Source organism: Halomonas sp. WWR20 (assembly GCF_054602495.1).
Map to the genome: position 1 here is coordinate 19031 of NZ_JBTRHR010000015.1, position 26986 is coordinate 46016.

A 26986-nucleotide genomic window follows, 5' to 3' on the forward strand; every position below is an offset into this window, starting at 1 on the left:
GTGAAAGCTTACCGGCTAAACAGCTCCAACTCTAGGGGACTTTCTGATAAGTAGCTGCAACACGCTAAAACATAGCCATTTTCACCCTCCCCATCAGATAACCCAGGTTGATCGTCGGTACGTACGGTGCCAGAGCAGACCCTGACTTTGCATGTGCCACAAATACCCATGCGGCACTTGCTTGCTATATGGACATTGTTCTCCTCTAGGATGTCCAGTAAGGAAGAACCAGTCTTACTTTCAAAAGTGGGGCCATTGATCACGCTTATGCGCGTGCTCTGTATTGTCGGCGCGGGAGCAGAGTCACTACCGAATGACTCGGATAGAATCTCGCTGCTCGGGTAGGCTGCCCTGAGCATCGCTTCCATATCCTGCAAAAATTGATTTGAGCCGCAGAGGATGGACACATCTGGATGTGTCTCTTGACCGTAGGTAGCGATAATCGGCCGCCCTCCTTTGAATATTGGATGGTCGATCAGGATATCCTCGTTAGTTAAATATATCTCCAAGTGAAGCCATTCATGTAATACATTCAAGCGCAAAAGCTCGTGTAGAAAAACTATGTCTTCGAACTTTCTGACACAGGTGATATATCGTACTTCATTCGGCGAAAGCAGTGAATACTCCTCACTTAAACTTCTTATAATCGCCATTGGCAAGGTTGCCCCAATGCCTGCTGATAGCAATAATACAGATTGTTTCCCTTTGATCCGATTGTAGGTTACATCTCCGCCTACACCATCAATATTCACCACCCCTTTGCTGAACAGCGACTCGTGTAGTGAAGCCGATACACCGTAAACTGAAAGCTTTTTTACAGCTATCGAGATAGTCTGTGCGCAACTATCATATGATAATATTGAGTAGTTACGACGCTTAACTATGCCATTGAGATCGGGGTAGGCAACTGTCACGTATTGGCCTGGCTCAGGCACGTCTTCAAGAGGATTTTTATCGAGAAACTTTATTACGAAAAGCTTCACTTCGTTTGCAATTTCTTGGACAGATACGCATTGTGCTAACACTTACTTAACTCCTTGTAAGTAGGTAGTAAATGCCATGCACACGCATGCTGTTACTAACAGTGGCTTTACTAGTCGCACCCCCTTTCTGTGCACCAGACTTGAACCCATATAAACTCCAACAACCTCACCTATCGACATTGCAACACCTGCGACCCAAACCATTTTGCCTAGAGCTATAAAAATGATGAGTGAAACCATATTGCTAGTCAGGTTGAGCGCGCGTGAGTATGCCAAAGCCTTTGTCACAGACATGCCTGCAAGTGCAATCAGAGCCATCATATAAAACGAACCGGCTCCCGGTCCGAAAAAACCGTCATAGAAACCAACGAATGGAACCACGAAGCATCCGAGCATGGGAAGGCTAATTTTTGCCTTTTGCGAAATATCATTAACATCGCGAGATATCATGAAGTAAATGGCCATCGCTATCAGCAGAAATGGTAGTATTTTTTCCAACAAAGCATTCCCGAGGAAATTGAGTGTCAACGTGCCCAAGGCGCCGCCAGCCATAGCCCCGAGGAACATGCTTTTCATTGTGTGCCAATCTAGGATCTTCTTATTATAAAAATAATGTGTAGAAGCTAATGCGCCAAATGCACCCTGTAACTTATTCGCAGCTATGGCTTGAGCAGGATTGAGTCCGCCAAGCATTAAAACTGGAATCGAAATCAACCCCCCTCCGCCACAGATAGAGTCAATAAATCCCGCAACCATAGCTCCAATGACCAAGAACAGGATCACACCTAAACTTAATCCAAATAAATCCGGCCCGAACGAGAAGACAATCATATTAAAGTCCTATGCGGTCAATGAGTTTATCCACTGACTCCATGTATACATCAATTGGGCTCATGCTCTTGCTATCAGCGACGATGTCTTTCCAGTAAGGAAAGTTAATCTTTCTAAAGACATACTCCCAAGCGCCCATTTCATTGTCTGCGAACATCTCTACCGTTTTTGGTATGGTTTTGCGCATAAATCTTTTTTCACTTCCAGAAAGATTATTCACTATATCCGTTGCCACGTAACTAAACACGCTGGAGTGACTCCACTCGTCCATAGCATGGGCGCGTGTAACTTCGTGGCATATTTTTTGGATTGAGCTATCTTCAGACATTACCTGTAGGTAATCTGTGATTAGAGTTTCGCTTGCACAGGCAACACTGAACCTTGCCAATCTTCTTTCGCCATCAGACTGGCAATTTTTTATGAGCTCACGATTCCAACTTACTAAGTTGAAATCTGTGAACGCCAGGGGTTCTAAAGACCTTTTGTTACAGATATAATTGCTTGCCATCACCGACATGCGCGTATGCAAGGCCTCGTCAAGTAACGCCTCAGAAATGACATCTTGAATGAGCTCGCCATTAGCCGAATTAGGAAGCGGAATCTTCAAAAGATCCTCGCATGAAGAAGTCACAATATCGCATTCAATATATATTGTCTTAAGGTTATAAAGCGCCCATGCGTATGACATAGCCTTTGACTTGGAGCCCAACGGGGCCTCACGCCAAGCGTCATGATCCTTAAACGGTAATAAAGTTTCACTATAGTCGTTCAGGTCTGGATCAAACTCCAGATCGCTATATTTATCGACGCCGCCATACTTATTTACTGCAGATCTAGTGTCCCAAAGCTCAGAGAGCTTGGTGAGCATTTTACGCACGTTATCACTTTCAGGATGATTTAATATCATGACGCCTCCTAGTGCCTTCGTCGAAACATTTTCTCGTAGCTACTTCAAGAGAATGCCAAGTGAAGATTTGATAAATTAACGAACTAAGCTCCCGGGCTAGGCCCACACAGAGCTCTATTACTAAGTGGCAACCTGCCTCACCACTCAGATATGGTGTATATAAATCCAATGGCAGCAATAGCCAATAGAGCTATGCTCGACAAGAAAGCAATCGCTTGCTGATAATTCCTTACAAGACGGTGCTGCATAAAAAATATATATAAACTTAATATGGAAAGATCAATTGTCACCCACAATATGGTTAACACTGTTACGCTACTGCTGAAAGAGTTTGTAATGGATATAAATTGAGGAAAAAAAGCTACAAAGAAAATAATATCTTTAGGATTAGATATACCTACAGCAAATCCTTTTGTAAAACATCGAGCACTAAAATTTCTTTCGCTTACCTCTCTAGTCCTGCCTTGATCAACCTTCTCTTTTGAGGATTGGGCAACGTCCCTTAGCGAGTCAGTAGCAATATAAGCAATAAAAAGACAGCCTAGCAGGCTCAGCCAGGAAATCAGATCTTGGTTGATTGTCATAACGCCAGTTATAACACAAACAGCAGTGGCTATAAGTATAAGTGAAGCTCCGTTGGTTCCAAGGACTGTCAGAAACGCCTGTTTCACTCCTCTATTTAAGCTAGTGTTAATAACTAGAGCAACAACAGGGCCAGGCGTAGCAACTAGAAGAAAAACTGATATAATATACGCAGCAAGAATGGAAGACTCCATATTACTTAGCCTCTTTGTTTTACTATTTTTCAGACTTAATATTTAGCGGACATATAATTGGAGACAGCCCTCTAGGCTCTTCTAATTGGTACTGGCGCCACTCTAGACTATCTTCATCTCCAAAAAAGCCCAGCGTGGTTGGGGTATAGCCACCGTTGTATTGACTAATCCTTGAGCGAATCCTCTCACGAATTTTGGTTCCACTTAAGCTTTTAGAACTTGCAACGAAGTCGAAGTTTTCCCGAGGATTAACAATAAAAGTGATACAAGAGCCTAAATTTCTACTTCTCATTTTTTGTGGCTCGGACAACTTATATTAATAAAAAGCTGCACTCCCTTATAACAGTATGTAAAACCGCAAGAGTCCGGTGAAGTTGGTATATTACTGGGCCATGCTACTGGATCATTGTCGTGCAAGGTCTGAAGCACATTCCAAGAATAAACATGTTCAGATTTCAAATCATCTTTAGAACTATCTTCGAAAAATATCGCAAGTGGAGAGTAGAGCCTATCTTCCAGTGGCGTTTCATTTATATAATCGATATATTGATTAAAGCCGCTCATTAGATCCTGCTCGACTAAATGCGACCTTACGAAAAGGAGCCTAATCGACCTATTTTTGTAAGCCTTTCTTGTAAACAAGCATGGAAACTCCTTGTTCATCAGTCGACTTTCCAGCCCTTCAACGGCCCCAAGCTTCCAATCATTGGAGCCAATGGGCCCTGCTTCTCGGCATAAGTCAACATTTTCATATAATAATGTTTTACCTGCTTCTAGCAGCATAGTCGCCTCGGAGGGTTAGTGTATAACTCAGCCCGAGATGAATGATCCTGGAAAAGCTAATGTTTGAAAAACGGATAAATAGGAGGGATACTATGAGTCAAACTCATGAAAGGAGCTGGATATGTCAGGCCGCATACCGCCTCTCTATGCCCTACGGGCCTTCGAAGTGGCTGCTAGGTCAAGTTCGTTTACGCTAGCAGCTGAAGAATTATCTTTGACGCAAGGTGCTATAAGTCGGCATATAAAAAACCTTGAAGCGATTTTTGGATGTCATTTGTTTGAAAGAAAAGGACCTAAAATCAGCCTCACGGAGCAGGGAAAGGTGCTTGCTCGTGAGCTAAGCGAAGGGTTCAGAATCATAGAAAACGCATGTTATCTATTTAAAGATTCTCGTACCGGAGTACGCCTGAAGGCTCCCACTTCTTTAACCGCAAGATGGCTTCTTGATAGCCTAAGAAATTATAAGAAAACGTATCCGGACGAGGATGTTCAATTAAACAGTGTTTGGATGGACGTCGATGTAGTTGATTTCTATTCAGAGCCTTTCGACTGTGCCATTCTACTTGATAATGGTCATTTTAGTGATAATATTACCTCAATTAAGCTTCTTGATGAGTGGCTCATTCCTATTTGTTCACCAAATGTAATTAATGAAATTAATTCTCTATGTGATGTAGAAGAGGTTTTTCTAAATTCCACTATAATTCATCCCTCTCCTGATCGACGTGATTGGAAAAGATGGTTAGCAAGACTGAATCTACCTAGAATGATTGAAGCGAAAGGAGGTTTGGTTTTTGACACATTGGATCAAGGAGTATTAGCAGCTATGCAAGGACACGGAATATCAATTGGCGATCTAAGCATGGTCGCAGCTGAAGTGCAAAGTGGTGTCCTTGAGTTGCCTTTCAAGAAGGCTGTACATACAGGTGACAGTTATTATCTAGTCTGGCCCAAAGGGAGTCCTAAAGAGCCTTACATTCGTAAATTAGGCGATTTCCTCAAGACGAACGCACCTGATATAGATATTCCAAGTGTATCTTTTTTGCGTAAAAAAACATGAATGACTTTATAAGGAATTGTGTGGGATGTCACTATCCCACCGCTCGGACTTGTCCCGTGGACAGATGTAGGGTGGTGAATCCGGGAACGTGTCCGGATACCTCATCCACCCGCAAAAACGCGGCCATGGATAGTCATGTCGAGATCGACGGCGATCGAACCATCCTCGGCCATGCGCCAAGCCGTGCTCAGCCCGCCCTCTTCGGTTTCGAGATGATTGAGCTCCGCCTTCTCTCAGAAGGCACCCCATGGCAAGGCAGCTTTTTAAATAAAATTCCCGCTCCCACTATATCCAAGCCTTCGATGATAAGGCCATAGCATTCGCGAACTATGTCGACGTCAATGCCGTCGCTCTAGAAGCCGGCCTTCAGGCCAACCAACTCTACCACTGGCGCGCCAAAGCCTAGCATCCGCAGGTGCCTATCCGAATGAGAACGGAAGTTGTAAGAAATGCCAACGCTTTCGGCAACAGCCATGCCCAGCGCGACATCAGTACCCGCGCAAAGCGGGTCCATTATGCATGCGGTGAAGAAATGCCAGGGTTGGCCTGGGTATTGAAAAGGGGTTCACAAGATGGAGCCTCGTGGCAAACTGTTCGCTTTTAGAGTTCAGATGTTTGCCAAGCGGAAACGCGGCAGGATGGAGTGGCAATTGCAATCCCGGCTGCGTGCCAAGCCAGTGAGGCATTGAATGGCCAAGAAGGTCGAAAGCCCGTGTGTATCGATCTGCCAACTCAAGGGAGACCTATGCGTCGGCTGCGGTCGTACCATGGACGAAATACGCACCTGGAAAACCATGAAGCGACCCGAAAAGATGAAAGCGGTGAAGCGTGCCGATGAACGCTTGAAGAAATTAACATCCCTTTAACGTCAGTCCAGGAGCATCCCATGGATTATCAACTCTATATCGCCAACAAGAATTACTCCTCCTGGTCCATGCGCCCTTGGGTGTTGATGAAAGCGTGTAACATCCCCTTCGAGGAGATAATGACGCCCTTCGCTGGCACCGCCGTCCAGCATGCCTTCAAGGAATTCTCGCCCACCGGCAAGGTGCCCTGCCTCAAGGACGCCGATGTGCTGGTCTGGGATTCCCTGGCCATCGTCGAGTATCTGGCAGAAGCCCACCCGGACGTGTGGCCAGCGGATAGAACAGCTCGTGCCTGGGCACGCTCGGCATGCGCGGAAATGCACTCGGGCTTCATGGCCCTGCGCGACGAGTGCTCGATGAACTGTGGCCTGCGGATCGAGCTCGGGACACCAAGCCCGGCGCTGGAGAAGGATCTGACTCGACTGATGGCGCTATGGGCGGATGGCCTAGAGCGCTTCGGCGGGCCCTGGCTGGCAGGCGAGGCATTTGGCGCGGTCGATGCGTTCTACGCACCCGTGGCAGTTCGCTACCGCACCTATGGGCTGACCCTATCGGCACAGGCCGAGGCCTATGCGGAGCGCTTGCTCGCCCATCCGGCGGTTGGCGCATGGGTGGAACAAGGCATACAGGAAACCTGGCGCGATGACGCGCATGAGCAGGATTGCCTGCGCGGGCGTCGCGTCCTGGCCGATTTACGTCAGGCCTGAAACGCACAGCCCCATCAATCGGGACTGGCGGGTACAGGGGTGCCTCTTTATTCGTTGACATCCATATAGCGCCGCGCCCACTCGCGATTTTCGTCCAGCGTCGAGTAGCGGGTGGAAAGCTCCGAGGCGTTGAGATTGCCTTCGGCGATACCGCGCTGTTCGCGCAAGCAGTCGTAGGTCGCCTTGATGGCGGCAAAGTAGGCAGCGTGGCCGTTGACCACTACGCGTACCCCCGCTCGGGCCAGCCGTTTACGGTCACGCAGCTCGGGATTGTCGTAGGTGACCAGCATCAACGGCACGTTCAAGTGCTCGGCAATACTTTCCAGATGCTCGAAATCACGAATGCCCACCATGCAGATGCCGTCGGCGCCGGCCCGTTCATAGGACTTGGCACGCGTAATGGCATCCTCCGTACTCAACACGCCCGCATTGGTGCGGGCAAAGATGGCCATGGCGGGGTCGATACGCGCCTCCAGCGCCGCCTCGATCTTGCCGATACCCTCTTCCAGCGGTACCAGGTCGGTGGACTTGCGCCCGTATTTGGCGGGCAGCAGGGTGTCCTCGATGGTCAGCGCCGCCACACCGGCGCGCTCCAGCTCGACGATGGTGCGCATCACATTGAGCGCATTGCCATAGCCGTGGTCGGCGTCGGCAATGATCGGCAGTCGCGCCACACGACCGATGCGGGTGGCCTGTTCGACGAACTCACTCAGCGTAATCAGGGCAAAATCGGGGGCGGCCAGCACCTGCAGCGAGGCCACCGAGCCGCCCAGGATGCCGACCTCGAAGCCCAGATCGGCGGCAATGCGCGCCGACATGGGATCGAAGGTAGACGCGGTGAAAAAGCACTCGCCGCGTTCGAGCAGCTCGCGAAACTGAAGACGCAGATCGTGCTGTGAGGGGGTAGCCATGACAACTCCGAATCGCCCGGGCCGCATCCTGCGGGCCCCGCTGAATTAAAATGATGACGCTACTTTATACTTTCGTCGTGGGCGGCACCAATATCTCGTATACGGCTGGCTCGGGGTCGGCGGGGTCACGAATACGAACCGTCGCCCGCCACGTTGTGTCAGTTACCGTTGCGCACCGAGCTAGGGCTGTCACACCGATAAAGACTCTCAGGACGCCATCCTGTGGCAAACAGCACGTTTTGGAGGCTAGATGATTGCCAAGCGGGACAAAGTGTCTGACTCGACTGATGGCGCTGTGGGCGGATGGTATTGTCCGCTTCGGTGGGCCAAGGCATGCAGGCAACCTGGCGCGATGACGAGCAGGACTGCCTGCGCGGGCGCCGCGTCCTGGTCGATTTACGTCAAGCCTGAACGCAGAGCGTCAGCCTGGCGTTAACGCATATTTTGAACGAGACAAAGAATGACGATTACCAAACAGGATGAACTGGACGGGCTGAGAGAGATCGGCCGCATTGTCGCCAATACAATGCACGCCATGGCGAGGTCGATGGAGCCCGGCATGACGACGCGGGAGCTGGATGAGATCGGTAAAGCGCTGCTGGAGCGTGAAGGTGCGGTGTCTGCGCCGCAATCCAGTTACGACTTCCCGGGGATCACCTGCATCAGTGTCAATGAGGAAATCGCCCACGGAATCCCGGGCGAGCGAGTAATCATGCCAGGGGATCTGGTCAACATCGACGTGTCGGCATCGAAGAACGGCTACTTTGCAGATACCGGGGCAACCTTTCATCTTGACCCTATCGCCCCCGCACTGGATCGCCTCTGTCATGACGGAAAGCGCGCCATGCAGATCGGCATTTCCAAGGTAGGCAACCAGAAGCCGCTGGCAGGCATCGGCAAGGCCATTGGGCGTTTTGCTTCGGATCGGGGTTATACGCTGATCCGCAATCTCGCCAGCCATGGCGTCGGCCGATCGCTGCACGAATATCCCGAGGAAATCGCTACTTGGCCCACACGCGGCGACAAACGGCGTATCAATAAAGGACTCGTGCTGACTATCGAGCCCTTCCTGTCCAAGGGCGGACACTGGGCCACCGAGGGAGACGACGGATGGACGCTCTACAGCGAGCCCCGCGCCCCTGTCGTGCAGTACGAGCATACGGTCGTGGCCACGGATCGCGGGGCTATCGTCGTTACGTTGCCGGGTTGACCAAGGCTTTGCGGAGGACTGCTCTTCCTGTGAACTAGCTCACCGTTGCCGATGTACGGTTTCGGGTTTTTCGACGGACAGCATGTTCATGATCAGCCGAATCATCGTTTCCTTGTTGGACGGATCGGATTCCGCCACCAGCAGTGTGAGCGCTGCCAAGCCGATATCGTTGATCACTGGCTCGCCCGCTGTGTCCAGCAAGCGCCCGTTACGATGCAGGAAGTCGACGAATAGAAATGCCGCGCTGCGCTTGTTACCGTCGGCGAACGGATGATTCTTGATAACGAAATAGAGCAGATGCGCGGCTTTAGACTCGATGCTGGGATAGGCCGGCTCGCCGAACACCGACTGATCCAGATTCCCCAGCAACGCAGCCAAGCCATCGTGGCGATCACGGGCAAATAGCTCGGTCGCCTCGCCCCGCCCTATCAGCTCCGCCTTCAAGCTTTCCAACGCAGCCCGGGCTTCTTCCAGCGACGGCAACCAACCACCCGGCTGCGCCTGCGGCTCGCTCAGTAGGCCCTCGTCATAACGTTGCAGCAACAGAAACGTCTGCGCATAACGCGCGACGATATCCACCAGCCCCCGGCCGCCCGGCAGATCCAGCGCAGGGATGTTTGCCGCCTTGCGCACCAACGCCATCGCCGCTTCCAACTCCCGCGCGTTGGCTTCGAAGCGCTGCTGGTGCAGCGTCCAGCCCTGAGTCAGATGATCCCGGAGGACGCGAGTTGCCCATTGGCGAAAGCGCGTTCCTGCTTGTGACTTGACGCGATAGCCAACCGAAATGATCACATCCAAATTGTAGTGCTCGATTGTTCGCGCAACCTGACGCGAGCCCTCCTGGCGAACTATCCGGAATTTCCGGATAGTTGGTTCTCTCTCCAGCTCGCCCTCGTCGTAAACGTTCAGCACGTGCTCATTAACCGTACGAACGTCTTTATCAAAGAGCTCGGCCATCTGCCGTTGCGTCAGCCATACGGTCTCTTGGCCTTCGTCCAGACGCACGTCGACCGCCTTCTCGGCATCTTGATAGATAAGGATTGGAAGCTGTTCGCTCATGTCGGTCTTGTTCGAGTGAGTTCACCGTCAACCGACCATAGCACGCCCTCTCCGACGAATCCGGCAGGATCGGTTACGACATCGAAACGCCAGTCATGAACACCATCAGGCCATCAGCGCTGTTTACCGAGAACATGGTGGAATTTACCACCATCCGGGAAGGCCCGGACCGACTCAGTGCATGACGACCATCACCACCAGTACCACCGTCAGCAATAACAGGTACACCCCGGCATGAATGCGGTCGGGAATGCGCCCAATCCATCGCGACGCTAGGCGGATACCGAGCCATGACCCCACCGTCAGCGCCAGCAAGGCACGCAGGTCCACATACCCCGCATACCAGGCGCCCAGAGCGGTATCGCTGGCCGACAGCAACACATAAGTCGCGGTGCCACTCACCGCCATCGGCAGCGACAACGGATTGGCCATCGCCGTGGCCGCCGTCATGCTGGCCCCTCTGCGGCGCATGAGCGGCACGGTCATCACGCTCCCGCCAACCCCCAGAAAGGCGGCGACCGTGCCGATGAAGGTACCGGTCATCGCCGTCACCAGGCGGCCCATGGGACGCACATCGCCACTCGCCCGATGCAGGAAACCGGGCCGCAGGATGGCGTCCGCAATCGTGATCCCCAGGTAGCCGATGAACACCCAGCGCACCCAGTCACCGCTCAACGACACTGCCGCGGCCGCGCCGAGCACGGCACCGACGGCGATATAACCGACCAGCGGACGCACCAGATGCCATTGCACGGTCCGTCGCCGGTGGTGACGCCAGGTCGACAGGGAGGCCGCGAAGATCATCAGTGCGGTAGAGGTGGCCACCGCGATATGCATGGCCGCCAGACCAGCCGCGCTGTCCGGCCCATGGACAGCAATCAGCAAGGTATACATCAAGGGAACGACGACGAAACCACCGCCGAAACCGAACAATACGGTGGTGACGCCGGCCAACCCGCCGCAGAGAAGCAATACGCTATACACCGGAACTCTCCTGGTGGAACTCAACGACAGGAACGATATTCCGATAAGGGGGTGGCCGACATTCGCCAGTTGGCCAATAATCGTTGTATTTCGGCCACGCTGAGAACAAATGCTCAATATCCCTCTGGCGGACGTGGATCATGTGGCCCGGCCCATCGTGGCCATCGGCACCGACTACAGCCCTGGCACCTTACTCGACTTTCATACCCATCGCCGTGCCCAGTTTCTCTACGGCATGACGGGCTTGATGGAAGTCGACACCGATGACGGCACCTGGATGGTACCGCCCTACAGCGGTGTCTGGTTGCCAGCGGGCAAGCGTCACCGGGTGCGGATGAACGGCGTCAGTACCCGCAGCCTGTATATCGAGCCTCTCGCGGCTCCACGCTCCTCCCGCAGTTGCGAGGTGCTGGTCGTGACGCCACTCCTGCATCATCTGCTGCTGGCCTCCGCCAACATGCCCGCGCGCTATGACGAGAGGGGTCGCGATGGTGCCCTCGCTCAGCTATTGCTGTACGAGCTGCAACTGGCGCCGTCGCTGCCGCTGTTTGCGCCTCTGCCCCGGGATCCCCAATTGGCCAGCCTGTGCAAAGATTTTCTCAGCCAGCCGCATATCCGTAGCCTGCCCGAGGACTGGGCCCGGCAACTGCATCGCAGCCAACGAACCTTCAATCGCCTGTTCCGTCAGCAGACCGGCATGTCCTTCGCCGTATGGCGCCAGCAGGCCTGCCTGATGGCCGCCCTTCCCAGACTGCTATCCGGGAGCTCCGTTACCCGAACCGCGCTGGAACTCGGCTACGACAGCCCAGGCGCCTTCTCCAGCATGTTTCGCAAAGTGCTTGGCCAAGCCCCGACCGCCTTTGTCCGCGCGGCTACTCACCAAGGGGAGGAGCTGCCCGACCGTTGCTAGAGCAAGGATCAGCCCTGCGAATCCGACTGGACCGGTTACGACATCGAACCAGTCATGAACGCCATCAGGCCTTCGGTGACAATTCGGAAACGGAAGCCGGGGCCCGGCGCAGGAGGAACTGAAGATCGCATGAAAAGCAGAGGCGAACACTCCCCAGCGTCCTAGCGGCTGGGAGTGCTCGGTGTTTTACGATCTGCATGAAACTTTGATATCCCGCTAAAGTAGCTTTGCCCTCATCTAGACCTAGGACTAACCTGTTAGAGAACGTAACAATACTAACTATTTTGTACGCGAGGGACACATGGAACTAGGTGATAAGCTCAGCAACATTGCACAACGCGGACGCGATCAGCTGGATCATATCAAGACCGAGGAAGCTACGAAGACAGCGCTCGTCATGCCGTTACTTGCAGCGCTCGGTTACGACCCATTCGATCCACGGGAGGTAGTACCTGAATTCACTGCAGATGTCGGAACGAAGAAAGGCGAGAAAGTCGACTACGCAATTCGGAAGGACGAGGAGCTATCGATACTGATCGAATGCAAGCCCTTAGGGACCGACCTCGCCAGCACTCAGTACTCCCAGTTATTCCGCTACTTTGGCTGCACTGAAGCCAAGTTCGCCATTCTCACCAATGGCTTAAAATATCGCTTCTACTCCGACTTGGATGCGCAAAACAAGCTGGACTCTCGCCCGTTCTTTATTTTCGACCTTGAGGATTTTAACGACGGCGATGTAGAAGAGCTTCGGAAATTCACAAAGCCTAACTTTGATGTAGAGGCAATTCTTAGTACAGCGAACCGCCTAAAATATACAAACCTTGCCAAGCGAGCACTTGAGGAAACAATCAAAGAAACGCCTGAAGAATTTGTCAAGCTTATCGTTTCTCAGTTCTACGAGGGACGACAGACTAGGCAGGTAATCGACGAGTTCACGCCTATCGTGAAGGAGGCAGGCAGCCTATATGTCAAGGAGCAGGTAGCCCAGCGCCTCAAAGGTGCTTTAGCTCGCAATTATGTGGATGACACCATTCCTCAGCCCGACCCTGTGCAGGCTCAGATAGAGCCCGAGCAAGATGATATCGTGACCACTCAAGAGGAGATCGATGCATACAATATCGTTCGCTCGATTCTGGCAGAAGTAGTCGATGTATCACGCATTGCCATGCGTGATGCAAAGTCATACTGCGCTATTCTCCTTAATGACAATAACCGCAAGCCTATCTGTCGGCTTCACTTCAACACAAAGAGCGTCAAGCGTGTCGGCTTCTTCAAGGATAAACAGCAAGAACTCGTAGATATTGAATCGGTAAGCGATCTTTTCCAGCATCGACTGAAGCTAGTAGAAACAGCCCAAGAGTACTTGGGGCAGAGCGCCGAGGAATTTGCTACTAAGTAATCAACAATAGAAGCTAGCCTCAGCTGTACGAGGCTAGCCGCTCACTCCGTAGGCAGCAGACATGCCCAGCGTGAGATCATCGACTAAACACGGACCGAAGCCGCCCTACACGTTGACAATCGCGACTAACCCAGAGCCTGGCCAACGAATGCTTGGTGTTCACACCGTCGACTCCCTCAAAAGGGACTGTCTGCGGCGGCCATTGTCCCGGTTCAGGAGGGATTAAAATCGCTTAAGAATAGGAGGCAGATACTACCGGCGCACTATTGGCGGGGATGTCCGGCATTTCACCATCAAGGCCGCCAATCACGCGCGGCACCTGCGTTTACCTTGATTAATTATTTAGTCAATAATAGCCTAGCAATGCTACTCCATATCTACTTCTCATGCATTAATTAAAAATACTACATCCATTAGCAAACATTACCTTACTGTTAATAAGACTTCATCCAACCCTGGCTGAAAACTCATCGATCAAGTTTTCAAACTGCTCTTCATGGCTCTTCACAACACAGAGGCAGAGGCGACTAAGAACTTCTTTCTCATCCAAGCCAACCAATCCACCAATATCATTTATCTCTTTGTGTTTACCAGCTTCTAAGCCACGCTCCAAAATATCCGACATCTCATCTTCTTCAATACCAAAAAGAGTGGATACTTCGTTTATATCCTCCAAACACTTTTGAACCACCCATGATTCAGGCCAAGTATCACCCGGAAGGTAGAGGATTTTCTCTCTCATCCATTCTTCGAAATCCTCCTTGTCTTTCGGCTCGGCCATAGAAAGGGCATGCTCTATATTTTTTCTCTCCAAAAATCTTTGGTCACCGTCGTAAACCACAGTGATATGGTCTCGCTTCTCTCTCATATAGTTAGCAGCCAGCTGTCTAGATAGAGCTGGTGCAGAACCAATAATTTCAACTGCCACTCTTGACCTAAGATTGCCTGGTAAAGCAGCCATGAGCATAGCCTTAGCGACCTTATCTTCAACCAAAGCGGTAAGCTCGTTAGAACTCTTCGAGATTAATTTTGAAAAAGCATAGTCGGGTGAAATTGAATCAGTAATTATTGTCTTCCCATTAACGTTATCAACAAAAAAACGTGCATCGTCAGGCAGCTCATCAAATATATGTCTTGAATGAGTGGTACAAATAACTTGCAGCTTTCTAACTTTACACAAGTCTTTCAAGCAAAGGATGAATTTTCTTTGCGCTTCAGCGTGCAATCCAAGTTCAATCTCATCAATAACAACAAGAGAGCCCTCAGAAACAGAATGCATTATTGACAACACTTCGAACAAAGCATTTTCACCAGCCCCCATATTGAACCCAGAATAAATAGCGCCTTTACAAGAGACTATAGGAAGTCTGTACTTTGAGTGTGTTACAAATCTAAAATCATCATACCTCTTCCCCAGTATCTTCCCAACTTGTTCTTTTACCTGATGCTCCCACCCCTCTCCCCCTTTAGCAGAAAAATACCGGGAATAGCTTTTCGATTGACTTTTTTCATTATGAGGTACAATTCTCTCAATCCCTAGAAATACAACTTCCCTTCTCACCCTCTTGGAGTAGTCATTCCACTTTCCACCCTTGTTTTTTCTCCTAGTCTGGAAGGCAATACCGACTCCATCAGGAATGTTCTCTGTTTTCCTCCATTTATCATATGCAATTCCATAGGAAATCATTATACCTTCAGGGGGAATATCTTCGTTATGCTGGATAAAAAAATCTGCAAATGTATAATAATTCTGCCTCCTGCTTGGCAGTTTATATCCCGTTCTTGAATTATGGTAGGCGCAACACGCAAGAGCTAATAAGGTTGATTTTCCTGACCCATTCTTTCCCGCTATAGCTGTAATTGGGTAATTAAGAGAGATTTTAAAACCAGTCAAACCTCTCATTCTTCCTTCAACTAGGCGAATAGACCTTAGCAAGGCTTTAGAGTTATCATTAACAAACCATTTGCGCAAATTCCTATCTAAATTACTCTCTCGATACTTCATTATTCCCCCAGCAGCTAATCCAATATTATAATGCGATATGTAGTATGGTGATTCATGAAAACCTGACGGGGCGAATATAGGCTAGGTAGGTTTACATACAAAAAAGCTACCATTTGGGAAGGTGTCACTTCCCTACGACTGCTTAGACACTGCCCCAACCTGGTTTACCTATCAGCCATTATCCCAGCATCTTAACCCAAGCTAGCTTTAGCTTAATAACGTTTTGCAACAAAAAAGCCTGCCGGTAAAGGCAGGCCTTCGTATGAGACGGGCGGTGTGGCGGCCGGGCTAGGCGTTTGTCAGCCCAGCTCTGACATTTATTCCCACTCAATCGTCGCGGGCGGCTTGCTGCTCACATCGTACGTCACACGCGATACGCCGCTGATCTCGTTGATGATGCGGTTGGAGACCTTTTCCAGCAGCTCATACGGCAGGTGCGCCCAGCGGGCGGTCATGAAGTCGATGGTTTCCACGGCGCGCAGTGCGATCACCCATTCGTAGCGACGGCCGTCGCCGACCACGCCGACGGACTTCACCGGCAGGAACACGGCGAAGGCCTGGCTGGTCTTGTGGTACCAGTCGGCATTGCGCAGTTCCTCGATGAAGATGGCGTCGGCTTCGCGCAGGATGTCGGCGTACTCCTTCTTCACTTCGCCGAGGATACGCACGCCCAGGCCCGGCCCCGGGAAGGGGTGGCGGTAGACCATGTCGTAGGGCAGGCCGAGTTCCAGGCCGAGCTTGCGCACCTCGTCCTTGAACAGCTCACGCAGCGGTTCGACCAGCTTGAGCTTCATGGTCTCGGGCAGGCCGCCGACGTTGTGGTGCGACTTGATGACATGAGCCTTGCCGGTCTTGCTGGCGGCGGATTCGATCACGTCGGGGTAGATGGTGCCTTGGGCGAGGAAGTCGACGTCGTCGATCTTGCTGGACTCGTCATCGAAGATGTCGATGAAGGTGTTGCCGATGACCTTGCGCTTGGCTTCAGGGTCGTTGACGCCTTCGAGGCGCGACAGGAACTGCGCCTCGGCATCGACGCGGATCACCTTGACGCCCATGTGGTTGGCGAAGGTCTCCATCACCTGATCGCCTTCATTCTTGCGCAGCAGGCCGTTGTCGACGAACACGCAGGTCAGCTGGTCGCCGATGGCCTTGTGCAGCAGCGCGGCGACCACCGAGGAGTCGACGCCGCCGGAGAGGCCGAGCAGCACGTGGCGGTTGCCGACCTGCTCGCGCACGCGGGCGATCTGGTCCTCGATGATCTGCGCCGGGGTCCACAGGCGTTCGGCCTGGCAGACACCCAGCACGAAGTGCTCGAGGATGCGCTGGCCCTGCAGGGTGTGGGTCACCTCGGGGTGGAACTGCACGCCGTAGAATTGCTTCTCCTCCCACGACATGGCGGCGATCGGGCAGCTCGGCGTGGAGGCGGTGATGCTAAACGTATCGGGCACCACCGCGACCTTGTCGCCGTGGCTCATCCACACGTCGAGCAGCGCGCGGCCATCATGGTCGACGTGATCCTTGATGTCCTTGAACAGGTTGTCGCTGCTGTCGATGCGAACCTGGGCGTAGCCGAACTCCTGCTTGTTGGAGCCCTCGACGCGACCGCCCAACTGCTCGGCCATGGTCTGCATGCCGTAACAGATGCCCAGCACCGGCAGCCCCAGCTCGAACACGCACTGCGGGGCGCGCGGCGAGCCTGCGGCGACGGTCGATTCCGGCCCGCCGGAGAGGATGATGCCGTTGGGGTTGTACTCGCGGATCTCCTCTTCGGTGATATCGAAGGCGCGCACTTCGGAGTAGACGCCGATCTCGCGCACGCGGCGCGCGATCAGTTGGGTGTACTGGGAGCCGAAGTCGAGGATCAGAATCTTGTGGGCGTGAATGTCGGTCATCGAGAGCTCTCTAAAATAAGTAACGGCGCCTTTTAGCGCCGCTGACGAACGGTGTCCTTCAAACGGGCCGAACCCGGTCTGGAATCTTTCGAGCGATGCTCAGGCAAGGCGAGACAGCGGCGTTGGCATGTCGGTAAACGAGCATGTTGAGCCGCGGTTCAACACAGCCTGAGCGAGCGCAGATGATTCTTAGCCTACCCGGTAGTTGGGGGCTTCCTTGGTGATCTGCACATCGTGCACGTGGGACTCCGCGAAGCCGGCGCCGGTGATCTGCACGAACTGCGGCTTGGTGCGCATCTCCTCGACGCTGCGGCAACCGGTGTACCCCATCGAGGCGCGCAGGCCGCCCATCAGCTGATGCACGATGGCGCTCATCATGCCCTTGTAGGGCACGCGGCCTTCGATACCTTCCGGCACCAGTTTCTCGGCGCCCTCGGCCTTGTCCTGGAAGTAGCGATCCGCGGAGCCCTGGCTCTGCGACATGGCGCCCATCGAGCCCATGCCACGGTAAGCCTTGTAGGTGCGGCCCTGATAGAGTTCGACCTCGCCCGGCGCTTCCTCGGTGCCCGCCAGCAGGCCGCCAATCATCACGCAGTTGGCGCCGGCGGCGATGGCCTTGGCCAGATCGCCCGAGAAGCGGATGCCGCCATCGGCGATCAGCGGAATGTCATACGGCTTGAGGGCTTCGGCGACGTTGGACACGGCGGTGATCTGCGGCACGCCGACACCGGCGACGATGCGCGTGGTGCAGATCGAGCCGGGGCCAATGCCGACCTTGACCGCGTCCGCGCCGGCCTCGGCCAGCGCCTTGGCGGCCTCGGCGGTCGCGATGTTGCCGCCGATGACCTGCACCTCGGGGAAGTTCTCCTTCACCCAGCGCACCCGGTCGATGACGCCCTTGGAGTGGCCGTGGGCGGTGTCCACCACGATCACGTCGACGCCGGCCTCGGCGAGGGCGGCGATGCGCTCCGGCGTTTCGGCGCCGGTGCCTACCGCGGCGCCGACCAGCAGGCGGCCATCGGCGTCCTTGGCGGCGAACGGATAGGTGCGCGCCTTCTCGATGTCGCGCACCGTGACCAGCCCGCGCAGGCGGAAGGCGTCATCGACGATGAGAATCTTCTCGATGCGGTTTTCCTGCAGCTTGGCCTTGATCGCATCGAGCTTGGTGCCCTCGGGCACGGTGACCAGCTTGTCGCGGGGCGTCATGATCGCTGCGACGCTGTCGCCGATGTCCGGCTGGAAGCGCATGTCGCGGCCGGTGACGATACCCACCAGCGTTTCGCCTTCGACCACCGGGAAGCCGGAGTAACCGTATTCGTCGGCCATCGCCAACAAGTCTTCCAGCTTGGCCTGGGGGCTGACCGTCACCGGGTCCTTGACGATCACGCTCTCGTGCTTCTTGACCTTGCGCACCTCGGTGGCCTGCTGGGTGACGGTCATGTTCTTGTGGATGATGCCGATACCGCCTTCCTGGGCCATGGCAATCGCCAGGCGAGCTTCGGTCACGGTATCCATCGCCGAGGAGAGCAGCGGAATGTTGAGCGTGAGGTTGCGGGTCAGGCGGGACTTGAGGGTGACGTCCTTGGGCAGGACATCGGAATAACCGGGGACGAGTAATACGTCGTCGAACGTAAGAGCTTCTTGCGCCATACGTAGCATAACGAAAACACCCAATGAGCCGATGGTGAGGGAGCGGGGCGAGGGAAAATTAATCCACCATTATAGCCCTCACCCGAGCTCGACTCAATCCGTCCTGCATGCGGCACCAGGGCTGATGGAGACGTGTGACGCAACCGGAACCGGTCGGGCCTCTCACCAAGTCCATCCTGCCCAAGGTAACAAGCGATTTTTGCTCCCGTCATGCTGACGTACGTGTGGTGGTGGAAACCGGTAATAGTGCTGGCACGGTGCCCTACCAGCGATAGCTCACTTTTGCCACGACTTCGCGGCCCTGGTTGTAGTAGTTTGCCGTGCCGGAGCCGACCACGTGCTGCTCGTCGAGCAGGTTGCTGACGTTGACGGTCAGATCGGTGTCCTGGATGAACTGGTAGCTGAAGGCCGCATCATAAAGCGTTGTCGCATCGCTCTTGGCCGAGTTCTCGGCATCGAAGTAATAGGAACCGGTATAGCGGGCGCCAAGACCGACGCTCATATCCATGTCTGGCAGGGTATAGTAAGTCCAGAGCGACGCCGTATGTTTCGGAGTTTCGGTGAATTCGTTGCCTTCGATTGAGGTTCCATCCCGAAGCGTGCCGCGCTCCACATCCGAATCCATATAGGAATAGCCACCAACCAGGCTCAGGTTGTCGGTCAGCTCGGCCTTGACCTCCAGGTCCAGGCCACGCACGCGGGATTCGCCGATGGTTTCCCGATCGATACCCGTACCATCGTCCCGCGCGACCGCGATGGACACATTGTCCTTGGTCAGGTCATAGACCGCCGCCGAGAACAGCGCGTTCATACCGAAAGGCGCATATTTCACACCAAGTTCGTACTGCTCGCCGCGCTCGGGCTCAGTGCCGATCGATGGCGGTGCGATCGATTCCACATAGCTGACATAGGTCGAAACCTCGTCGGTGACCTTATAGGTCAGCGCGCCGCGGACCGAGGTTTCCGAGAAGTCGTCGGAAGTATCGGTGTTTGCGAGGAGGTCTTTCTCGGAGAGGTCCAGGTCGTCGTTGCGCACACCCGCCGTGACGATAAAGCGGTCGTAGAACGACAGGTTCTGCGTCAGGAAGAGCGACCGGGTCTTGTAGTCCTGTTCAGTATCGTCGTAGGCAACCAGGCTGCTTGGGGGGCCGCTGTAAACGGGGTTTGAGACATCGATCGACTCCGCAGGTGCGTAGACTGATGTACCTTCGCTCGATGCATCGCGATATTCGACGCCCGCCAGCGTACTGCTGTCGATAGAGTCGAAGCTGGCATCGTATTGCAGGATAGCGTTGCCGATCAGCTCCTGGGCTTCATTGTCTCCGCCGATATAGCTACGGCCGACCTCCGTGCCGGTTCGTGCCGCGGAGTCGGTGATGTAAACGTAACCGTAGTCGTCGGTCAGGTCGCTGTAGCGCAGGTTCCCCCGCAAGGTCAGCCCGTTATCGAAGTCATGGGTGAGTAGCCCGGTAATACTGGTTCGCTCGACATCCTGATAGTTGAAGTCAGGCTCACCGAAGAATTCGTCGCGGTCGTATTCCCGGTCGAATGGATAGCCGCCACTGTTGGGGGTGTTGTCATGGTTCAGATAATCGAAGATCACCGTCGCCGAGGTGTAATCCGTCGGCTCCCAGGTCAGGCCGCCCATGATGAATTCGTCGTCATCCTTGGAATGATCGTATTCGCGATCGCTATCCTTGACCTTGCCGGTAAGACGATAGGCCAGAGTCTCGCTGGCGTTCAGTGTGTCGCCCACATCGAGCCCGACCTCTTTATGGTCGAATGAACCATAGCCCACGTAGCCTTCGCCAAACGACTCGAATCGGGGCCGTTTGCTCACGAAATTGACCGACCCACCCGGGTCCGCCGGGCCGAACAGGGTGGAGTTGGCGCCCCGCAGGACCTCGACGCGCTCGTAGGCGTAGGGCTCCTCGCGAACCCCGCGCATCGAACCCAGCGTCAGCCCGTCGCGGTAGGTGGTGGCCTGAAACCCACGGATCTTGAAGTAGTCGTTACGGTCATCGGTGCCGTAGTAGTCGGTGACGATCCCTGGCGTGTATTGCAGGACTTCCTCGGTGGTGTTGGCGTCGCGCTGCTCGATTTCCTTTTCGGTAATCACCGAGACGGAGGCGGGGGTGTCTTGGATGCTGGTCGCGACCTTGCCGCCCATCCAGAGCTCCCGGGCCACGACCGTATTCGCGTTGTCATCGGCAACTGCCTGCGCGTTGACGATAACCGGCGCGAGGCGGTACGCCTCCTGCTTGTCCTCCTGGATGCCGCTTGCCTCTTGTGCGTTCCCGCTTACGGGAAAAGCAATCAGTGGCGCGCAGCAGAGCAGAGCGATAGTGCTCCCCTGCCACCCTATCCCTACCGCATTCGGTTCTTTCTTGCTGTCAGCCATGCTCGAACCCCTTGATGGTTCGGCAATCTTCATGGATCGCCTTATGTTTTTAGTTAAGAGCACGTCATATTCTGTAAGGGTAACTTTAAAGAGTCAATGCGAATGTTACTGATAATATTTATCATTTGATTTCTTTTTTACCTATCCATGTTGTCAACGGCCCTGCCGTCAGCCCTGACGAGGACGGTTGTCGACCCGCGCGCGGGTCGGCCGACGGTGCACGGACTTGTCGTCGGGCAGGGTCGGCCCCTGGCTGGGGCCAATAGTTGTGAAATGGGGTGAGCGGCGTTGCGACGGGTAAGCTGGGTGTGGAAGGGGTCAGCCGCGCTTTCGCCGATGCGGCCTTTGCACCTGGCGTCCAAGCGCTGTCACTCGTTGGGCCACCACATCAGGGCTTCGAGAGCCGCCGCCACCTCGATACGCGCGTCCGCCAGGGGCCGGGGCAGCAGGTCCTCGGCCAGTGCGAGGTGGCGCATGACGGTATTGCGGTGCATCGACAGCGCCTGCGCCGTGCGACTGACGTTGCCGCCCTGCGCGAGATAGTGCCGCAGCGTGTCGCGCAGCGTCGCTGGCGCGCTGCTCAGATCGCCCAGAACCTCGGAGACGAAAGCGCGTGCCCATGCCGGGTCCTGGCCGAGGATGGCGGCAAGGCGGATGTCCTCGTAATACGCGACACGTCGGCTTTCCGGGGCCCTGGCGAGCATCCGCTGCGCGATCTGCGCGCCCTCGTGGCTGCGCCGGAAACCGTCGAGCCCGCGCAATACGGGCCCCGATGCCAGCCTGGCGTGTTCGGGACATACCGCCTCGGCCTCGGCAGCGGAGATGGGGTGCTGTAACCAGACCCAGCGCCGGAGCCGATCCTCGACGATGGCAAGCATCGCCGCAGCGCTCCCGGAGCGTTCGGCGATGCGCTCGACCCACACGTCCATCTCGGCCGGCTCCACATCCTGCGATGCGCCCCACAGGATCAGCGCCTGGTGCTGTCGGTCCAGGCGATAGCCCAGCCTGCGACCGACCTGCATCGGGTTGACCGCCTCGCCTTTCAGGAGGTGTTCGACGAGCGCCCGGCGCTTCGCCGGCGACCCTTCGGCAAAGTCGGCCAGCCCGCGGGCATTTTCCTCACGGATGGTGCGCGCCGCAGCCTCGACGAAGATCGAGATCGAGCGGTGCGAATACTCGAGAACGGCCCGGATCTCCTCGGCATCGCCGGTCAGGTCGAAGACGATCCGCATCCAGCTCGCCCAGGCGGCAGTCTCGCCTGCCCGAAACGCCTCCAGCGCGACCTCGCCCCAGCCGGTGCGGGCATTCTCGCGGAAGGCATGCAGAATTTCGGGGGACGGCTCGTAGGCCGGCATGCGGCCCGGCTCGAGAATGGTGCAGGTGAGCCACTGCTCGAGGTTCAGGCGGTTGCCGCGCCGGACCCGCGCTGCGAGCACCGGATCATCCGCGAGGCCGATGGCGCTCAAAACCGCCTTGTCGATGTCTTGGAAGACGTCATCCGCCTGTGTGGCGCGCGTCGCGGCCTCGCGCATCAGTTGGCTCAGCCGGCCGGGAGATATGGGCATGGTGCGTGCTTTTCGGAACAGACTGGGTGCAACATGCGGCTTCACGGACGCGCTGGCAAGCGCTCAATCGAACAGCTCGCGTATTTTCCTGACGCCGGTTTTCCAGGGCGATCGTCCCTCATCTCCCTCCGGGCCGCCCCGGTGCGGCGGCCGCACGATCCTGGAAGATATAGCTCATGCCGGGTGGCCTTGCGTGTGTTCGAGGATGAGCTCGGCGAGGTGCGGCGACAGCGCGGGCGAGATCTCGTGGCCCATGCCTGGAACGACCACGTGACGTGCGCCGGGGATGGCCTGTGCGGTGGCTTCGCCGCCCGAGGGCTTCACCAAGGGATCGCTGTCGCCGTGGATCACCAGCGTGGGCGCCGAGATCGTCTTCACCTCGGCCGTGCGATCCCCGCTGCCGTAGATGGCGCCGATCTGCCGCGACGTGGCGTGATGCAGATCGGGCGCACCGCGATCCCAGGCCATCCCGAAAATCTCACGGTTAACCGCCGGGTCCGAAGGAAAACCGGGCCCGCCGATGAGGCCAAGCATCTGCAGGTTGCGTTCGATATATTCTTCGCGGGTCTTCGGCGCCGACTTGGCGAACTGCAGCATCACCCGCAGGCTCGGCTGGCCGACATTGCGCGCGCCGGTGGTGGAAAAGATCGAGGTCAGGCTCTTGATCCTTTTCGGATGCCGCGCCGCCAGCACCTGGCCGATCATCCCGCCCATCGACATGCCGGCGACATGCGCCCGGTCGATACCGAGATGGTCCATAAGCCCCGCCGTGTCGGTCGCCATGTCGCCCAGGTCGTAGCCGCCCTCGGGGGCCTTGCCACGCAGCTTCTGCCAGAACGACGGCTCGGGCCCGCCGATCCGCGACGACCGGCCGGAATCGCGGTTGTCGAAGCGGATCACGCGGCGGCCGCTCTCGCGCAGCGCCGCGATCAGGGCCTCGGGCCAGTGGATCAGCTGATAGCCCAGCCCGATAATCAGAACGATCGGATCGCCCTCGCCCTCGTCGCGATAGCAGAGCCGGATTCCACTGGGCAACTCCATGAACCTGTCTTCGCTCATTTCACGGCCTCGGCGTGTCGTACGGGCGCGGGAGACAGATGCAGTTCGGGCTCGACGACCCGGCCGCGCGTCATCATCTTCTCGTCCTCGCGGTAGCTGAACGTCATCTGCCACGGGAAGGTATCCCCCTGCCGCGGCAGCGTGTCGACCGAACGCTGCACGTAGCCGGCCTTGAAGTCCAGCAGCGGACGCAGCGCCATGTCGCGCTCGGGGCGTTCCGGCACGCAGACCGCCATGCCGCGTTCGTCCATTTCGTTCAACAGACGGCAGAAATGCCGGCAGAGCAGGCCCACCTTCAGCGTCCAGGAGGAGTTGGTGTAGCCGATCGACATGGCGAAATTGGGAATGCCGTCCAGCATCATGCCCTTGAAGATGATGTGATCGGACCACGCCACCGCCTCGCCGTCGAGACTGTAGCGTGCCCCGCCCGCGAGCTTGAGGTTCAGTCCCGTGGCGGCGACGATGATATCGGCCGCCACGTGCGTGCCGTCCTGCATCTCGATGCCGGTCTCGGTGAAGCGCGCCATGTGTCCCGTCACGATCGAACATGTGCCCTCGCGGAGGCAGCGAAACAGATCGCCCCCGGGCACGGCGCACAGGCGCTGATCCCACGGCGCGTAGGGCGGGTTGAAATGGGTGTCGACCGCAAAGCCCTCGGGCAGACTCTTGACGTTCGCCTTGCGGATGAGCTTGCGCATGGTGCCGGGGAAGCGCTGGCAAAGCGTATAGAAGATGGCCTGCCGCCAGATGTTCTTGCGCCGCAGAATGCGGTGGGTGCGGCCTTTCGAAAAGAATGGCCGGAGATGCTTCAGCAGCGGATCCTCCTGCGGCAGCGGCATGACATAGGTCGGCGTGCGCTGGATCTGGGTGACATGCGCGGCGCTCTCGGCCAACGCGGGCAGCAGGGTGACGGCGGTCGCCCCCGATCCGATCACGGCGATCCGCTTGCCGGCATGGTCGAGATCCTCGGGCCAGGCCTGCGGATGGACGATACGTCCGCCGAAGGCACCTTCCTCCGGGAAGTCGGGCCGGTAGCCCTGCTCATAGTCGTAATAGCCGGTCGCCGAGAAGATCCAGCGCGCCCGCCAGGTCTCGCGTTCGCCGCTTCCGGTCCGCTCGGTGGTCACGGTCCACAATGCCTCGGCCGACGACCAGTCGCAGGTCAGCACCTTGCGCCCGAAACTGATCCGCTCGCGGATGCCGTAGTCGTCCGCAGTCTCGGCAATGTAGGATTTTATCTCGGCGGCCTGCGCGATGGCGTTGCGGCTTTCCCACGGCTTGAACTCGTAGGCGAAGGTGTAGAGATCCGAGTCCGAGCGGATGCCCGGATAGCGGAACAGGTCCCAGGTGCCCCCCAGGTCGTCGCGCATCTCGAGCAGACGAAAGCGCTTTTCCGGCAGTTCCCGTCGCAGGTAGGCGGCGCAGCCGATTCCGGAAAGCCCCGCCCCCAGAATCAGTACGTCGAAGACAACGTCATCTTGTGAAAGGTCAAACGGCATTGGGTCCCCTCCCCGTCAACCAGATCATGATGCCGGACCTCGAGGAGAGAATGTCAGGGGCACAATGCCCTGAAATCCAGAATTATAGAGGCATATTGCCTAATCCAAGACCCCGGCGCTGCAGCCACCTGTCTATCCTGTGCGGCCCTTGCCGACCTGCCGTTCGTCCTGCTGTGGACGCCGCCCCGAATGCTACACTGCGCTTTTCTTTCCGACTCGAGACGGATTCCACCATGTTCGACACTTCCGCCCCCCAGGCGCTCACGGTCAGCGAGCTCAATCGCCAGGCCCGGCTGATGCTGGAGCGCGGCTTCGGTGACTGCTGGGTGGAGGGCGAGATTTCAGGGCTGGCACGTCCGGCCTCGGGGCATATCTACTTCACCCTGAAGGACGCGCGCGCCCAACTGCGCTGCGCCTTCTTCCGCAATCGTGCCGGCCTGTCGCGCACGCCCCTCAAGGAGGGCGATCGGGTCCGCCTGCGCGGGCGGGTGTCGGTGTTCGAGCCGCGCGGCGACTATCAGATGATTGTCGATGCCGTGCAGCCCACCGGCGTTGGCGAGCTGCTTGCGGCATTCGAACGTCTGAAACGCCAGCTCGAGGCCGAGGGCATGTTCGCCAATGCCCGACCGCTGCCCTGCCCGCCCCGGCACCTGGGGATCATCACCTCGCCGAGCGGCGCAGCGATCCGCGACGTATTGGCGGTGCTACGTCACCGCTGGCCGGCGCTTGCGGTCAGTATCCTGCCAGTGCCGGTACAGGGTCGCGAGGCGCCACCGGCGCTGATCCGCGCCCTGGCCCTGGCCAACCGGCACGGGCAGTTCGACGCGCTGCTGATCACCCGTGGCGGCGGTAGCCTGGAGGATCTCTGGGCGTTCAACGACGAGCACTTGGCCCGCGCCATCTTCCATTCGCGGGTTCCGGTGATGTCGGCGGTGGGTCATGAGGTGGACTTCACTCTTGCCGACTTCGCCGCCGACGTGCGCGCCCCCACGCCGTCGGCGGCGGCCGAGCGTCTGGTGCCGGATCGCCGCGATCTGCTTGACCGGCTGCAGACCCAGCATGCTTGTCTGGCGCGTGCGCTGCGCACGCGCCTGGATAGCGAGGCGCAGCGCCTCGATCATGCCCGTGCCCGGCTGCGTCACCCCGGCGAGCGCCTCGCGGAGCAGCGCCGCCGGCTCGACACGCTACAGGCACGCCTGCAACTGGCGATGCGTCAGCGTCTGGCCAGCGAGCGCCAGCGCCACAGGGCCACAGCAGCGCATCTGCGCGCCTGCGATCCGGGCCGGCAGATCGACGCCTCGCGTCAGCGGCTCGCGCAACTGGAAAACGCCCTGGCGAACGCCCTGCCCCGACGACTGGCGAACGACCGCCAGCGCCTCGAGGCCCTGGCACGCGAGCTCAACGCGGTGAGCCCGCTGGCGGTACTCGGCCGCGGCTACGCGATTCTCGAAGACGACAAGGGACAGGTCGTGCGTGGGTCACACGAGACGCAACCGGGCCAGTTGCTGACAGCCCGGTTGGGAGAGGGA

General features: G+C 56.4%; 21 protein-coding genes and 1 pseudogene. 7 read left to right on the plus strand and 15 right to left on the minus strand.

Translation table 11 applies throughout. The features are described from left to right. Window positions 1-8: 8 nt before the first annotated feature. The 5 genes and pseudogenes from ACW4DH_RS18390 to ACW4DH_RS18410 all read right to left on the minus strand — a co-directional run bounded on the left by ACW4DH_RS18390 (window position 9) and on the right by ACW4DH_RS18410 (window position 4280). Window positions 9-1025 carry a flavin reductase family protein gene (locus ACW4DH_RS18390; RefSeq protein WP_459637857.1) on the minus strand — a complete coding sequence of 339 codons (1017 nt, stop codon included), beginning with the start codon at window positions 1023-1025 and terminating at the stop codon, window positions 9-11. Beyond that, window positions 1026-1814, minus strand: a complete 789-nt coding sequence (locus tag ACW4DH_RS18395) for a TSUP family transporter (RefSeq protein WP_459637858.1) — start codon at window positions 1812-1814, stop codon at window positions 1026-1028. A gap of 1 nt (window position 1815) precedes the next feature. Then, on the minus strand, window positions 1816-2721 hold the full coding sequence (locus ACW4DH_RS18400) for a diiron oxygenase (RefSeq protein ID WP_459637859.1): 906 nt from the start codon (window positions 2719-2721) through the stop codon (window positions 1816-1818). Window positions 2722-2858: 137 nt separating this feature from the next. Further along, on the minus strand, window positions 2859-3497 hold the full coding sequence (locus tag ACW4DH_RS18405; protein WP_459637860.1) for a LysE family translocator: 639 nt from the start codon (window positions 3495-3497) through the stop codon (window positions 2859-2861). Window positions 3498-3519: 22 nt separating this feature from the next. After that, window positions 3520-4280, minus strand: a pseudogene (locus ACW4DH_RS18410) (YqcI/YcgG family protein). Window positions 4281-4401: 121 nt separating this feature from the next. Here ACW4DH_RS18410 and ACW4DH_RS18415 point away from each other — a divergent pair. From ACW4DH_RS18415 to ACW4DH_RS18425, 3 genes are all read left to right on the plus strand, one after another. Beyond that, window positions 4402-5340, plus strand: coding sequence for a LysR substrate-binding domain-containing protein (locus ACW4DH_RS18415; protein ID WP_459637861.1), 939 nt, complete (start codon window positions 4402-4404; stop codon window positions 5338-5340). A gap of 689 nt (window positions 5341-6029) precedes the next feature. Further along, a complete protein-coding gene (locus tag ACW4DH_RS18420; RefSeq protein WP_459637862.1) occupies window positions 6030-6206 on the plus strand; it encodes a DUF1289 domain-containing protein in 177 nt (58 codons plus the stop codon). A 20-nt stretch (window positions 6207-6226) separates the two neighbouring features. Then, window positions 6227-6913, plus strand: coding sequence for a glutathione S-transferase family protein (locus ACW4DH_RS18425; RefSeq protein WP_459637863.1), 687 nt, complete (start codon window positions 6227-6229; stop codon window positions 6911-6913). A 47-nt stretch (window positions 6914-6960) separates the two neighbouring features. On the opposite strand, the gene ACW4DH_RS18430 is transcribed toward ACW4DH_RS18425, so the two are convergent. After that, complete coding sequence (locus tag ACW4DH_RS18430) at window positions 6961-7824, minus strand: isocitrate lyase/PEP mutase family protein (protein WP_459637864.1); 864 nt, start codon at window positions 7822-7824, stop codon at window positions 6961-6963. A gap of 460 nt (window positions 7825-8284) precedes the next feature. Between ACW4DH_RS18430 and map the strand changes: the two genes are divergently transcribed. Continuing rightward, entirely contained in the window at window positions 8285-9034 is a 750-nt protein-coding gene (gene map, locus ACW4DH_RS18435; RefSeq protein WP_459637865.1) for a type I methionyl aminopeptidase, read from the plus strand. A 39-nt stretch (window positions 9035-9073) separates the two neighbouring features. Here the strand turns inward: map and rhuM are convergent, their stop codons facing one another. Both rhuM and ACW4DH_RS18445 read right to left on the minus strand, forming a co-directional pair. Further along, complete coding sequence (gene rhuM / locus ACW4DH_RS18440; RefSeq protein WP_459637866.1) at window positions 9074-10093, minus strand: RhuM family protein; 1020 nt, start codon at window positions 10091-10093, stop codon at window positions 9074-9076. A gap of 174 nt (window positions 10094-10267) precedes the next feature. Beyond that, complete coding sequence (locus tag ACW4DH_RS18445) at window positions 10268-11077, minus strand: sulfite exporter TauE/SafE family protein (protein WP_459637867.1); 810 nt, start codon at window positions 11075-11077, stop codon at window positions 10268-10270. A gap of 109 nt (window positions 11078-11186) precedes the next feature. On the opposite strand from ACW4DH_RS18445, the gene ACW4DH_RS18450 reads away from it, so the two are divergent. Together ACW4DH_RS18450 and ACW4DH_RS18455 are read left to right on the plus strand one after the other, a co-directional pair. Then, entirely contained in the window at window positions 11187-11987 is an 801-nt protein-coding gene (locus ACW4DH_RS18450) for an AraC family transcriptional regulator (protein WP_459637868.1), read from the plus strand. A 301-nt stretch (window positions 11988-12288) separates the two neighbouring features. Beyond that, window positions 12289-13386 (plus strand): type I restriction endonuclease, encoded by a 1098-nt coding sequence (locus ACW4DH_RS18455; protein WP_459637869.1) that lies wholly within the window; start codon window positions 12289-12291, stop codon window positions 13384-13386. Window positions 13387-13831: 445 nt separating this feature from the next. Here ACW4DH_RS18455 and ACW4DH_RS18460 read toward each other — a convergent pair whose 3' ends face one another. From ACW4DH_RS18460 to ACW4DH_RS18490, 7 genes are all read right to left on the minus strand, one after another. Beyond that, complete coding sequence (locus tag ACW4DH_RS18460; protein WP_459637870.1) at window positions 13832-15289, minus strand: ATP-dependent nuclease; 1458 nt, start codon at window positions 15287-15289, stop codon at window positions 13832-13834. A gap of 419 nt (window positions 15290-15708) precedes the next feature. Further along, window positions 15709-17283, minus strand: coding sequence for a glutamine-hydrolyzing GMP synthase (gene guaA / locus ACW4DH_RS18465; protein ID WP_459637871.1), 1575 nt, complete (start codon window positions 17281-17283; stop codon window positions 15709-15711). A gap of 189 nt (window positions 17284-17472) precedes the next feature. Continuing rightward, on the minus strand, window positions 17473-18942 hold the full coding sequence (gene guaB, locus ACW4DH_RS18470; RefSeq protein ID WP_459637872.1) for an IMP dehydrogenase: 1470 nt from the start codon (window positions 18940-18942) through the stop codon (window positions 17473-17475). A gap of 253 nt (window positions 18943-19195) precedes the next feature. Further along, on the minus strand, window positions 19196-21334 hold the full coding sequence (locus tag ACW4DH_RS18475; RefSeq protein WP_459637877.1) for a TonB-dependent siderophore receptor: 2139 nt from the start codon (window positions 21332-21334) through the stop codon (window positions 19196-19198). 368 nt (window positions 21335-21702) lie between these two features. Then, window positions 21703-22866 carry a PucR family transcriptional regulator gene (locus ACW4DH_RS18480; RefSeq protein ID WP_459637873.1) on the minus strand — a complete coding sequence of 388 codons (1164 nt, stop codon included), beginning with the start codon at window positions 22864-22866 and terminating at the stop codon, window positions 21703-21705. Between the two features lie 207 nt (window positions 22867-23073). Then, complete coding sequence (locus ACW4DH_RS18485; RefSeq protein ID WP_459637874.1) at window positions 23074-23958, minus strand: alpha/beta fold hydrolase; 885 nt, start codon at window positions 23956-23958, stop codon at window positions 23074-23076. Beyond that, complete coding sequence (locus ACW4DH_RS18490; protein WP_459637875.1) at window positions 23955-25457, minus strand: flavin-containing monooxygenase; 1503 nt, start codon at window positions 25455-25457, stop codon at window positions 23955-23957. Before ACW4DH_RS18490 ends, ACW4DH_RS18485 begins: the two co-directional genes overlap by 4 nt. Before the next feature lie 233 nt (window positions 25458-25690). Between ACW4DH_RS18490 and xseA the strand changes: the two genes are divergently transcribed. Then, window positions 25691-26986, plus strand: a 1296-nt coding sequence (gene xseA / locus ACW4DH_RS18495) for an exodeoxyribonuclease VII large subunit (protein WP_459637876.1), incomplete at its 3' end; no start/stop codon positions are given.

What these genes read in the sequence shown, in the direction of transcription:
- ACW4DH_RS18395 (WP_459637858.1), bottom strand. Translation starts at nt 1,814, where the DNA reads ATGATTGTCTTCTCGTTCGGGCCGGATTTATTTGGATTAAGTTTAGGT.
- ACW4DH_RS18400 (WP_459637859.1), bottom strand. Translation starts at nt 2,721, where the DNA reads ATGATATTAAATCATCCTGAAAGTGATAACGTGCGTAAAATGCTCACC.
- ACW4DH_RS18405 (WP_459637860.1), bottom strand. Translation starts at nt 3,497, where the DNA reads ATGGAGTCTTCCATTCTTGCTGCGTATATTATATCAGTTTTTCTTCTA.
- ACW4DH_RS18415 (WP_459637861.1), top strand. Translation starts at nt 4,402, where the DNA reads ATGTCAGGCCGCATACCGCCTCTCTATGCCCTACGGGCCTTCGAAGTG.
- ACW4DH_RS18420 (WP_459637862.1), top strand. Translation starts at nt 6,030, where the DNA reads ATGGCCAAGAAGGTCGAAAGCCCGTGTGTATCGATCTGCCAACTCAAG.
- ACW4DH_RS18425 (WP_459637863.1), top strand. Translation starts at nt 6,227, where the DNA reads ATGGATTATCAACTCTATATCGCCAACAAGAATTACTCCTCCTGGTCC.
- ACW4DH_RS18430 (WP_459637864.1), bottom strand. Translation starts at nt 7,824, where the DNA reads ATGGCTACCCCCTCACAGCACGATCTGCGTCTTCAGTTTCGCGAGCTG.
- map (WP_459637865.1), top strand. Translation starts at nt 8,285, where the DNA reads ATGACGATTACCAAACAGGATGAACTGGACGGGCTGAGAGAGATCGGC.
- rhuM (WP_459637866.1), bottom strand. Translation starts at nt 10,093, where the DNA reads ATGAGCGAACAGCTTCCAATCCTTATCTATCAAGATGCCGAGAAGGCG.
- ACW4DH_RS18450 (WP_459637868.1), top strand. Translation starts at nt 11,187, where the DNA reads ATGCTCAATATCCCTCTGGCGGACGTGGATCATGTGGCCCGGCCCATC.
- ACW4DH_RS18455 (WP_459637869.1), top strand. Translation starts at nt 12,289, where the DNA reads ATGGAACTAGGTGATAAGCTCAGCAACATTGCACAACGCGGACGCGAT.
- ACW4DH_RS18460 (WP_459637870.1), bottom strand. Translation starts at nt 15,289, where the DNA reads ATGAGAGGTTTGACTGGTTTTAAAATCTCTCTTAATTACCCAATTACA.
- guaA (WP_459637871.1), bottom strand. Translation starts at nt 17,283, where the DNA reads ATGACCGACATTCACGCCCACAAGATTCTGATCCTCGACTTCGGCTCC.
- guaB (WP_459637872.1), bottom strand. Translation starts at nt 18,942, where the DNA reads ATGCTACGTATGGCGCAAGAAGCTCTTACGTTCGACGACGTATTACTC.
- ACW4DH_RS18475 (WP_459637877.1), bottom strand. Translation starts at nt 21,334, where the DNA reads ATGGCTGACAGCAAGAAAGAACCGAATGCGGTAGGGATAGGGTGGCAG.
- ACW4DH_RS18480 (WP_459637873.1), bottom strand. Translation starts at nt 22,866, where the DNA reads ATGCGCGAGGCCGCGACGCGCGCCACACAGGCGGATGACGTCTTCCAA.
- ACW4DH_RS18485 (WP_459637874.1), bottom strand. Translation starts at nt 23,958, where the DNA reads ATGAGCGAAGACAGGTTCATGGAGTTGCCCAGTGGAATCCGGCTCTGC.
- ACW4DH_RS18490 (WP_459637875.1), bottom strand. Translation starts at nt 25,457, where the DNA reads ATGCCGTTTGACCTTTCACAAGATGACGTTGTCTTCGACGTACTGATT.